The organism is Shewanella sp. 0m-6, from assembly GCF_052977325.1.
The window spans coordinates 169,169-180,462 of record NZ_JBRIMD010000009.1; the positions used below are offsets into that span (position 1 = coordinate 169,169).

At 43.1% G+C, this 11,294-nt stretch carries 9 protein-coding genes; 4 read left to right on the forward strand and 5 right to left on the reverse strand.

From position 1 onward, the window contains the following. Positions 1-79: 79 nt before the first annotated feature. From ACVBJC_RS09590 to ACVBJC_RS09600, 3 genes are all read left to right on the forward strand, one after another. Entirely contained in the window at positions 80-766 is a 687-nt protein-coding gene (locus ACVBJC_RS09590; RefSeq protein WP_447160644.1) for a nucleoside-diphosphate sugar epimerase, read from the forward strand. A 105-nt stretch (positions 767-871) separates the two neighbouring features. Beyond that, positions 872-1,600, forward strand: coding sequence for a tRNA (adenine(22)-N(1))-methyltransferase (locus ACVBJC_RS09595; protein ID WP_447160645.1), 729 nt, complete (start codon positions 872-874; stop codon positions 1,598-1,600). Positions 1,601-1,733: 133 nt separating this feature from the next. Further along, a complete protein-coding gene (locus tag ACVBJC_RS09600; protein WP_447160646.1) occupies positions 1,734-2,264 on the forward strand; it encodes an NUDIX hydrolase in 531 nt (176 codons plus the stop codon). Positions 2,265-2,325: 61 nt separating this feature from the next. Here ACVBJC_RS09600 and ACVBJC_RS09605 read toward each other — a convergent pair whose 3' ends face one another. Continuing rightward, positions 2,326-2,700 carry a DUF6768 family protein gene (locus ACVBJC_RS09605; RefSeq protein ID WP_439267719.1) on the reverse strand — a complete coding sequence of 125 codons (375 nt, stop codon included), beginning with the start codon at positions 2,698-2,700 and terminating at the stop codon, positions 2,326-2,328. Positions 2,701-2,980: 280 nt separating this feature from the next. After that, positions 2,981-4,210: a sodium/glutamate symporter gene (gene gltS / locus ACVBJC_RS09610; protein ID WP_447160647.1), complete on the reverse strand. Its 1,230-nt coding sequence runs from the start codon at positions 4,208-4,210 to the stop codon at positions 2,981-2,983. 570 nt (positions 4,211-4,780) lie between these two features. Here gltS and ACVBJC_RS09615 point away from each other — a divergent pair. After that, complete coding sequence (locus ACVBJC_RS09615) at positions 4,781-6,541, forward strand: beta strand repeat-containing protein (RefSeq protein ID WP_447160648.1); 1,761 nt, start codon at positions 4,781-4,783, stop codon at positions 6,539-6,541. Between the two features lie 67 nt (positions 6,542-6,608). On the opposite strand, the gene ACVBJC_RS09620 is transcribed toward ACVBJC_RS09615, so the two are convergent. From ACVBJC_RS09620 to ACVBJC_RS09630, 3 genes are all read right to left on the reverse strand, one after another. Then, positions 6,609-7,523, reverse strand: coding sequence for a pseudouridine-5'-phosphate glycosidase (locus ACVBJC_RS09620; RefSeq protein WP_447160649.1), 915 nt, complete (start codon positions 7,521-7,523; stop codon positions 6,609-6,611). Further along, the gene (locus ACVBJC_RS09625) at positions 7,517-8,608 is read right to left on the reverse strand and encodes a PfkB family carbohydrate kinase (RefSeq protein WP_447160650.1); all 1,092 of its coding nucleotides are present in this window, start codon (positions 8,606-8,608) and stop codon (positions 7,517-7,519) included. The genes ACVBJC_RS09620 and ACVBJC_RS09625 overlap by 7 nt, the downstream gene beginning before the upstream one ends. A gap of 448 nt (positions 8,609-9,056) precedes the next feature. Next, positions 9,057-10,451: a glutamate decarboxylase gene (locus tag ACVBJC_RS09630; protein WP_447160651.1), complete on the reverse strand. Its 1,395-nt coding sequence runs from the start codon at positions 10,449-10,451 to the stop codon at positions 9,057-9,059. Positions 10,452-11,294 lie beyond the last annotated feature (843 nt).

Here is an 11,294-nt window from a genome sequence, read left to right on the forward strand (position 1 = left end):
CTTGGCAGCAAAAAGTATTTGCTTCCCTCTGCGCGCTCTCTACACTTAGGCTATTCATATTCAACTCGACACTACCAAAATGAACGCTGCTATCATAGGTGCCACAGGACTCATAGGCCAATTACTGCTACAAAAATTGATCGATTCAGGATGCTATGAGCACATTTTAGTACTCGGTAGAAATCAGCCAAAATACCGATTAACACAAAACACTCAAGTCACATTTTTACAATGCCAACTTAATGAACTTTCCTCTCTCGAGCTTCCATTTACAGTCGGTCATGCCTTTTGTTGTCTCGGCACCACCATCAAGCAAGCTGGTAGCCAACAAGCCTTTATCGCCGTGGATAAAACAGCCTGTATCGATTTTATTGCCAAGTGCGAAGCCAGTAACAACTATGTCGTGACCGCCCTTGGTGCAAACAGCCAGTCAAAAACATTTTATAATCGCGTCAAAGGCGAAACCCAAGAGGCTCTTGCGAGCTTATTGAATAAAAACCAACAACCCACATCACCTAAGCGATTATGGTTATTTCAGCCAAGCCTGCTTTTAGGAGAGCGTTCGAATACACGAGTATTAGAAGATCTGGGTAAGTCATTATCTCGCTTAGTCTCACCGCTATTTATTGGCGCGCTGAGACAATATCACCCCATTGAGGCTGAAAAAGTGGCGAATGCCATGTTGGCGCATGCTCTATCAGCATTAGAGTCCAATGCAGCATCGCCTCAACGTGTCACTTTGGTTGCTAATAAAGAGATGCTATAGCCGGCATGACTATTGACTCCATACCTATAACATCCTTTAAAATAGCATCCTTTAAAATAATGGCCCTTAACATAGCGGCCTTTTACCCTGTCATCGAGAATACCTTTGAAGCTCAGCAAACGCCTCCAATATATCAACAGCCTGATTAACACCCACTATGATCAGATTTGGGATTGCTGCTGCGATCATGGCTTGTTAGGCGCGGCATTACTACAACGAGGCGCGGCAAGTCATATCCACTTTGTCGATGTAGTGCCAAGCTTGATGGCTGAGGTGAAAAGTAAACTACAGCGGTTTTATCCCGATGCAAACAAAGAAGAGCAAACGCCTGTAACAAGTCCTAAAAGCTGCTGGCAAGTGCATTGCTTAGATGTGGCTAAACTCGATTTAGGCGCTAAAGAGCAGCGTCAATTGATTATCATCGCTGGCGTAGGTGGCGAACTGACGGTTGAACTCGTGCAGCAAATTGTTACACGCCACCCAGAGCATTCACTTGAGTTTATCCTTTGCCCTGTGCACCATATTTATACCGTCCGTACACAGATGCAGAAACTCGGTTTAGGCCTAGTGCATGAGCAATTAATCCAAGAAAATAAGCGTTTCTACGAGATCTTGCATTTATCAAGCAGCAGCCAAGAAACAATAAGCCCTGTTGGCTCAATAATGTGGGATCATAGCCGTGAGCTAGATAAAGCTTACTTACAGAGTACTTTAAAGCATTACCACAGAATGGCTCTAGGTTTAGAAAAGGCTAATTTAACAATCGAGCAGCAAAATGAAAAAGCAGAGATTGAACTGATTATTGCAGACTATCGAGCCTTAACCGCTCAATAAGTTTCCCTGCACGCAACTGGTAAACAGCCCGTCATTTGCAGCGGTAAGCCGGTTACCCCCACTTTGTCGCTATAGGGTATAATCCCGCATCTTTCATTTAGTCCCCCTTAACCAATACGAGCTGAGCTGACCCATGCGCCTGTTAAAATCGACCATTCACGCCGACATCGCCCACCTTGCCACAGATGAACTTGCGACTAAAAGCTTTCACCGTCAAGCGGCTCGAGGGGTTATTCTTAAAGGCGAAGAGATCTTAATGCTCTACACCGAGCGCTACCATGACTACAGTATTCCAGGTGGTGGCGTTGATGACGGTGAAGATATTCAAAGCGGACTTATTCGTGAATTAGAAGAGGAAACTGGGGCGAAGCATATCGAGATCATCAGTGAATTTGGCCTATATGAAGAGTTTAGGCCCTGGAATAGAGATGGTTTTGATGTGGTACATATGGAATCGTTCTGCTTTGTTTGCGATATTCATGCCGAGCTTGGCGAAACAAAATTAGAGGCCCATGAGATCCAAAATGGTATGACCCCAGTGTGGATAAATATTCACCAGGCCATCGCCCATAACGAGCACACCATGGCTAACAGCCCTAAAAAAGGTATGTCGATTGAACGAGAAACCTTTTTGCTCAAGCGTATCGTGGCAGAGCTTTTATAAGCAATTGTACATTTTGGTTTAATATAGAAAAGCGTGGACTTTTAACCCATCCACGCTGTAATCACTCTTTGTCGCCTTGAAGTTTCACAACCGCTAATTCAAGCCTTTTAATCTCTCGTGCAGTCGCATTACGATTCATCTCGTTATAGATCCACATCTTAATCGCGATCTGCATCATACTTGCCAACAGCAACGTCACCCCCCACTTGATTAGCGCCACCGAACTGACGACGACAAAAAAGAATTGATAGCCTGACCACAACATAAGCAAGCTCAGCACAAAGGCAATAATGCTCATTAATATCATCCAGCCGCCTAAACGCCCCTTATAAGCATCGCCCAACATAGTAAACAGGCTTGGGCCGCGTTTAAGTTGACTACTTAGCTGCTCAGATTCTTTTAGTAATTGCTTGCGGATTTTCTCATCGATATCCATAAGTTTGCTCCTATTTGTGTCTCTTGTGCTAACGCTTCTTTCTAGATGTCTTTTCTAACCGCCGGGCTCTAACACTTGCTTTAGCAGCTCTCAGGCTCTGAACAAACGCGACTTAATCGTTCCATGTTGAATGCAGATAAACGGCTCCTTTATCTGTTTGAATAAAGACGATGCAGCTGAGTAAAAGGTTCACCCAACCTAATAAAAAAAGGGAGCATTTGCTCCCTTCTACCTGCCGCTTTGGCAATTTAAAAATGATTTAAGCTTAAAAGAATAAAACTTAAAAATAGACGAACAAGTTGATGATCATGGCATTGATAATATCGATAAAGAAGCCGCAGACTAACGGTACGATAATGAAGGCCCTGTGGGCGGCACCATATTGCTGTGTCACCGCGGTCATGTTAACAATCGCCGTTGCTGTCGACCCAAGTGTGACGCCACCAAAACCAGAGCAGATCACCGCAGCCTCATAGTCTTTACCCATCATTCTGAACACCACGAAAATGGTAAACATCACTGACAAGAATACCTGCACAGACATAACCACCGAGATATACAGTAAGCTACCTTCTAATTCCCAGATTTTAAGGCTCATCAAAGCCATGGTTAAGAACATACCTAGGCAGATATCTTGAATAAGTGACAAGCCTTGTGAAGCATCATCTAAATAGGTTCTATCTTTGACCGCTCTACGGTTGATAATAACCCTGCCCACATTACCGATAATAATGCCGGCTAATAGACAGGCAACGAACATCGGCAGCTTAACGCCAGCTTCTTGCAGCGATAAATCAATAAAATAGCCAATAATTAGTGTAACGTTGAGCCATAACCAAGCACGTAACACACCAAAATAATCGACCTTAATATGCGATGAGCCGGCTTGATGGCTGGTACCAATATCAAGATCTGAGTCTGGATTGGCTTTCACATTGTGTCGCTTCATCAAATATGCCGCAATTGGACCACCAATCACACAGGCAGATATAAGCCCTAACGTATTTGATGCTATACCGAGCTCGCTGGCATTCACAATCCCAAGCTCTTCAACAAAGGTTGGCGTCCAAGCCATTGCGGTTCCCACTCCGCCAATCAATGAAATAGAACCCGACATCAAGCCAGCCTTTGGATCTAGGCCAAATAAGGAGGCAATGGTTACGCCGGTGAAGTTTTGTAAGAAGATGAAAACACTGGCTAGAACGATGAGAATAAGTAACGGTTTGCCGCCCTTAATTAAGGTCGCAAAATCTGCCTTTAAGCCAATACCCGCAAAAAAGTATAAGAGTAAGGTGTCTCGAACACTCAAGTTAAACTCAATTTGAATATCAAAGGCATAATAGAGAATACCCACGATTGCAGCGCAGGCGAAGCCACCAACGACGGGTTCAGGAATACTGTACTTCCTGAGCAATTCGTAGCGAGAAATAATGCTTTTACCAATAAACAAAGCAATTATCGCTAAAGTAAAAGAGACAAAATCTTTAATTTCAATTAACTGGGGTTCCATGACAATGAGTTCATCCCTAAGCAAAAGTAAAAAGAAGTATCAGTAAATAGCCAAGATTTCATATCTTTAATATCACCTAATACCCACTTAACGCCCAATCCTTATCGAACCAACGACAATTAACGACTGAGTAGCGATATCATAAACAAATTGCAACATCTATTCACCCCTTGATATCACTATGTATATCAGTAACGAGCCAACTGTTTGTCTCCCCCTCACGAGCAGCTCAAGGTAAGAGCCTGTTGATGACATATTAATCATACCAGTACGACTAAAGTGATAGCAGCAAGCGCAAGCCCAATAAATACTCACCAACAATAATTACGTTAACCCACTAAAAAATTAGATAAAACACTGAAACCCCAACAAAAGGCAGTAGACAAAAATACTAGCTTACGAATCTAAATTAGTAGTTAAGAATCACAGCTTTAATACCAATGCTGGACGCTACAAACACTCCTGACCTGCATACTCATCGGCAAGTACAAAGCTCATAATGCCGCTAAAACACAGATCTACAGAATTTAAAACTGGACTTTTACATTAATCAAATTAAGGATATGACTCATGAGAAAGCTACTCCCTATTGCAGCCGCTGTCGCAATCGCTCTAAATCCAGCGTTAGCCCTAGCTAATAATGCAACTATTAGTCAAGATGGCAACTCAAACACAGCATCTACAACTCAATCTGGTGCAGCTCAGCTCGCTAATACTAGCCAGGTAGGTAACGGGAATACCGCTACAGCACTCCAGTCTGGTGCAAACCAAACAGCGACAATCACTCAAGAAGGTGATAACAACACCACTAACACGACACAGTCGGGTTCTGCTCAAACTGCAACAGTGAGCCAAGAGGGTGACGGTGATGGTTCAACAGTCAATGTGACTCAGTCTGGCCTGGGTCCAAATTCTGCGATAGTAAACCAGGAGCATAACTTCAATAGCACGGCTGATGTTATCCAAGACGGTAACAACAATAGCGCGATAGTTAATCAGTTACATGTCAATGATAGCGCTGCAAACGTAAGCCAAACAGGCGACACCAACAGCGCTGATATTCGTCAGCATGGTTTTGGTATTCATAACCCAGCAGGCGCAACAATTAGCCAAAGTGGTCAGCGCAATACGGCTTCAACCAATCAAGATCTATCTACAGATGCATTGGCAGACGTAACACAAACAGGTAACGATAACACTGCAACCGTTAACCAATTAGCCGATTCTGTAAATTCAAAAGTATTTGCAACTCAAACAACAAACAACGCCTCAGTTATTGCGACGCAAACAACGGCTGATAACTCTACCATTACGACATTGCAAGAGAGCGACTCTAACTCAAGCATTACCGCAAGCCAGTCTAACGGTACAGCTAACACCATCAATGTGACTCAAACTGATTACACGACAGACTCTACAGCCTCTGTTAGCCAAAATGGCAGTAATAACAGCATGACTGTTTTCCAAGAGCACGCCTACACCTCTAACGTTACCGTTTCACAAGACGGTACAGGTAACATGGGCTCAGTCAATCAAGAGCACGTAGATAACAGTGCAGCCTCTATCAGCGCAACGGGCAACGACAATTCAACGGTTATTCGTCAGTTTGGTTTTGGCTGGCACGAGCCTGCATCAGCAACAATTACCACAACGGGTAACTCGAACAACGTCAATATTAATCAAGACACTTCGTTTGAAGCTATGGCTACTGTAGAGCAAAATGGTGATAGCAACATTGTTGATATTGACCAAGTAAACGAGTCAGATAACTCTGTTGTCACAGTAAAGCAACTCAATGCGAGTGTTAGCGGAAACGTGACTGCACAACAAAATGCAGCTGCGGATTCAAGCATTACAGTTGAACAATCAGGTGTTAGCGGTACATTTACTACCGTTAACCAGCTAAACGGCTCAGAACTAACGGCTTTAGTGACTCAAACAGATACTATTGGTGGCTCAGTACTCATCAACCAAGAAGGTGTTGATTTAGATGCGACGGTTACTCAGAGCGGTGAAGCTAACAACGCGGATATTATGCAAACCAGCACGTTAAACGTCGCTAGCGTTCAACAATACGGTGAATTTGGTATGGCCGACATAGACCAAACAGGCGCTGATAACGAAGCTTTCGTTAACCAACTTGGCGGTGAATATAACGATGCGTATATCGATCAGCAAGGTGATGGCAACCTAGCTAATATCACCCAAGACGGTTTTGGTGATATTGCTGCACATAATACTGCAACGATTACTCAGTATGGTACAGGTGATACAGCATCTATCACTCAAACGGGTGGATTCGGTAACACGGCAACTATCCTACAGAACTAATATTTTTGTAGCAAAAAAGGGGGAGCTAATTAGCTCCCCCTTTTTTATTTTTACTTTCAAAAACAGTTTACTTCGCGTATTCAACCGCAATGCTAGCCGCTAGTTTTGCGTTATTAAACACAAGTTCAATGTTAGCCGCTAAGCTGACGCCTTTTGTGGTTTCTGCCACTTTAGCCAGTAGGAATGGCGTTGAAGCCTTACCAAAAATACCTTTACTGTCCATTTCAGCAACAGCATCTGCAATCACCTGGTCAATCATAGCTCGGTCTAGCTGGTGTGCTTCTGGAATTGGGTTAGCGATAACCAATCCGCCCTTTAGGTCCATATCCCATTTAGCTTTCATTGCTGCTGCAATTTGCGCAGGGGTATCTAGCTGGTAATCAACACCGAACTCACTTTCACGGGTATAGAAAGCGGGCAAAGTACTGGTTTGATAACCAACAACAGGTACACCTTGAGTCTCTAGGTATTCAAGGGTTAAACCGATATCCAAAATAGACTTAGCACCAGCGCACACTACCGCTACGTCGGTACTGGCTAGCTCTTGAAGATCGGCAGAAATATCAAACGTTTGTTGTGCACCACGATGTACACCACCAATGCCACCAGTAGCGAACACTTTTATCCCTGCCATTTGAGCTAAGATCATCGTCGATGCGACAGTCGTTGCACCATCAACTTGCTTAGCAACAATAAATGGAATGTCACGACGGCTTGTTTTAATCACATCTAAGCCGGCTTTACCTAGGTATTCGATCTCTTCATGAGTCATACCCACTTTCAAGCGACCCTTTAAAATAGCGATAGTTGCGGGTACGGCACCGTTATCGCGAATAATCTGCTCTACTTTAAGCGCCGTTTCTACGTTTTGCGGGTAAGGCATGCCGTGAGAAATAATGGTCGACTCTAATGCAACGACTGGCTTACCTGCTGCTAATGCGGCTGCAACTTCTGGATTAATATCTAGGTACTGCTCTAACATAACGACTCCTTGATAACGCGCTTAACGGAAATTTCTGACATATTAGGGTTTATAGTGGCTAAGTGAGATAACGCGACAACCGCGGCTCCCATAGCAAATTGTGTAGATTCTTCAGTGTCCCACTCTTGGATCCAGCCATGGGCTAACCCCGCGAGGAAAGCATCTCCCGCGCCATTTGCGTTGACCATAGACACCGTCATAGCAGGGACTAAGGCTTGTATGCCCTCATCGCTATAAAACACGCCATCTGCGCCTAGACTTAAGAAAATGCGTTTCACGCCTTGGCTGTGGAACCAATTAGCTAATTGAGGTAATTCATCATGACTCTTAATACTAATTCCAGAAAGTTGCTCGGCTTCTTTAAGGTTTGGTTTGAGGGTGTGAATGGAGCTTAAGAATGGCGCTAATTTCTTGGCCTTTGCACAAGAAACGGTATCAACAAAAATAGGTCTGTCGGAGAAGTTACTTAAAATATATTCCAAAGACTCTGCCGAAAGGTTGGCATCGACAATAATCAGCTCTGCTCGTCTTAACACTTCTTCGTGAGTCTTTAGCACAGCTACGCTTAGCCTGTCTAAAATAGCCATGTCATTGATCGCAACATGCATATCGCTGTCACCATCTAGCACTGAAAGGTAAGTTGATGTGGCAAATTCATCCAGATGAATACAGCCTTTCATATCAATGCCGGCTTGCTGACACTGACTCATGATCATCTGACCATAAGTGTCTTTTCCTAACGCACTAATAAGGTGAGTATCAGAGCCTAATCTAGCTAAGTTTTCTGCGATATTTCGGCCTACCCCACCCGGTGAGCAAGTTACGCTACCAGGATTAGAGTCGCCTACCTGTAGGGTATGTAGAGGGCGCCCAAGAATGTCCATATTGGCACCACCGATAACGATGGCATAGCGTGATTCAGCAAGAATATACCCTTTACCTTTTATCACACCTTTATGGGTTAAATTCATGATGTGCCCGGCTACAGCAGAGCGACTAATCCCTAATTGATCGGCAATGTTTTGCTGCGGGATCAAAGGATCTTGTTTAAGTAGTGCTAGTATCTCGAGTTCGCGTTCTGTCATTGTTATTATCCCGTCGACACGGCCAAACAAACATTTGTTTGGATACCAAACTTTAGTTCAAACTTATGCTAAGGGTATGCTTAATAAACTGAATAATCAACAGCTACGATCTGTAAAAGAGGGATTTGTGATCAAAGTAGTGAAACGACTTTGTCTAATATTTGGCGGGTATGACGTAATAGGAGTGAGTTACCTGTTCGGAAATCACGAGATAAAACAATATTCCTTGCCAAGAACCAAGCCTGTCGTAAAGGAGTCGGCGCAGCAGCTGATCTCAAAGCTATTAATAACCAAAAAATAAAAATGATAGAATAAAAATAGAATAGAATACGAAGGGGGTTATCGGCGAAATAACTAATAAAGAATTAATCGTTCAGAAAGGTACATCACGATAGAGCGGACTAAGCTGTATAAAAAAGGCCATCTTGGTAGATGGCCTTCAAATTAGTTAACCGTGATTAAAGCCGGATGACTCTTCAGAATCACTATTATGAGAAATAGGATGCTTAGCAAAGAACTCAACACAATGCTTTAAGTCTACTACGAGCAAGTCTGCTTGGTCGCGGCTAAAGCCATGACGAACCAAAATACGCATAATGACAAGGTCTTCTCTTTTCGGTGGCATAGCATACGCCGCTATCTGCCAACCTCTAGAGCGAATACGATCCGAGAGATCAAATAAGTTGAATCCAGGGTCAACCCCCTCTTTTAATGACCAACTCATCGCAGGGATCCCGCCATGACCATCATAGATAATTTCGAACATACCCAACTTTTCAATCTCACTCGACAGGTATTGAGCTGTGTCATAACAAGACTGATGGATCTTTCTGTAGCCTTCTTTACCTAAGCGTAAGAAATTATAGTATTGAGCCACGATCTGCCCACCAGGGCGAGAGAAGTTTAGCGCGAAGGTCGGCATGTTACCGCCCAAATAATTCACGTTAAAAATTAGGTCTTGATCTAATGCTGAAGCATCTCGCCAAATAACCCAACCTACACCTAGAGGGCTCAAGCCAAATTTATGCCCTGATGCATTAATTGACTTAACGCGTGGAAGTTTAAAGTCCCATTCGAGATCCGGTTGACAAAATGGCGCTAAAAATCCACCACTAGCAGCATCTACATGAATAGGAATATCAAGACCGGTATCTTGCTGGAGTTTATCGAGTGCTTCATGCACCGCTTTTACTGGTTCATATTGACAGGTGAAGGTGACGCCTAAAGTGGGTATAACACCGATGGTATTTTCATCGCATCGCTTAATCACTTCTTCAGCATTCATAATTAAGCGATCGCCTTCCATCGGGATCTCACGTAATTCAATATCCCAATATCGAGCAAACTTATGCCAACACACTTGCACCGGGCCACAAACCATATTGGGTTTATCAGTCGGCTTACCCAAGGCTTTCATTTTCTTGCGCCAGGCCCACTTAAGCGCCATACCGCCTAGCATCGCCGCTTCGCTTGAACCGGTAGTCGAGCAACCTAAAGTATTTTCCGCATCCGGTGAATTCCATAGATCTGCGAGCATATGCACACAGCGGGCTTCAAGTTCTGCTGTTTGAGGGTATTCATCTTTATCGATCATATTCTTATCGATACATTCATCCATCAATTGATGGACTTCATCTTCAACCCAGGTTTGACAAAATGTTGCTAAATTCTGGCGAGAGTTCCCGTCCATCATTAGCTCATCGTGTACAATTTGATATGCATGACGAGGATTATTTTCCTGATCAGGCATCTTATATTTCGGCATAGATAATGCTAAATCTGTCGATGAGAAAATATCATCGAGAAGGTCGTCTCGCACAGAATCTTTTGCATGAAGAGGCATTGTATTTTACTCCATTGAATTAAATAAAATTTCCTACTCGCTGGTGATGCACAGCTGACCTAATCAACATAGAAGATAGTTAGACAGTCTGCAATACACAATTGAAAAAAAATCAAAAATAATGACCTGACTTTAATATGAAAAACCACATTAAGTTAAAAACGCAGCAACAAATAACACCGCTGAAACCAAGAGTGGTTTTTTCATCTAAAAAGGAAACCTTGAAATAACCTTAAGGCAACCATACAGACCAAAGATACAGCTTAATTTACAACCAACTAAACAGCTAGTAATTAGAATATTTTCTATCAACAGCTGGTATGGACTCATCTAATTAACAAGACTCACTTCAGTATTTTCTAACTAGGCTTAAACCGAACAGTATAAAGAAGTGATCGACTCAGAGTGTTTTAGCACACTAATTCAAGGCAAATGAATGTGAAATGCTCGTCCTTTTTTGCCCCGCCATGCAACGAAGAAGTAAGCAGCCCAAAATACGCCTACAAGGCGATATTAAGCACTTCTGATGTGTACGAGCTTAAATCCAGATTAACTATGCTCGTGGCGAGCTGCATGAACTTGTATATCTCTGACATACAGTAAGACACTTAATCCACAGGGACTGTGTGACTGTATGACTGTATGACTGTATGACTGTATGACTGTATGACTGTGGGACAGGGAAAATGCCTTTAAAACGCAGGAACGCTTCAGAGCATGGAGGTCAGTTGCGTAAATGTCGTTAATGCTGCCTTATATAGTTATAGTTATGGTTATGGTTATGGTTATGGTTATGGTTATGGTTATGGTTATGGTTATGGTTATGGTTATGGTTATGGTTAT

Coding starts and splice junctions, on each gene's coding strand:
- ACVBJC_RS09590 (WP_447160644.1), top strand. CDS start 80: ATGAACGCTGCTATCATAGGTGCCACAGGACTCATAGGCCAATTACTG.
- ACVBJC_RS09600 (WP_447160646.1), top strand. CDS start 1,734: ATGCGCCTGTTAAAATCGACCATTCACGCCGACATCGCCCACCTTGCC.
- ACVBJC_RS09605 (WP_439267719.1), bottom strand. CDS start 2,700: ATGGATATCGATGAGAAAATCCGCAAGCAATTACTAAAAGAATCTGAG.
- gltS (WP_447160647.1), bottom strand. CDS start 4,210: ATGGAACCCCAGTTAATTGAAATTAAAGATTTTGTCTCTTTTACTTTA.
- ACVBJC_RS09615 (WP_447160648.1), top strand. CDS start 4,781: ATGAGAAAGCTACTCCCTATTGCAGCCGCTGTCGCAATCGCTCTAAAT.
- ACVBJC_RS09620 (WP_447160649.1), bottom strand. CDS start 7,523: ATGTTAGAGCAGTACCTAGATATTAATCCAGAAGTTGCAGCCGCATTA.
- ACVBJC_RS09625 (WP_447160650.1), bottom strand. CDS start 8,608: ATGACAGAACGCGAACTCGAGATACTAGCACTACTTAAACAAGATCCT.
- ACVBJC_RS09630 (WP_447160651.1), bottom strand. CDS start 10,451: ATGCCTCTTCATGCAAAAGATTCTGTGCGAGACGACCTTCTCGATGAT.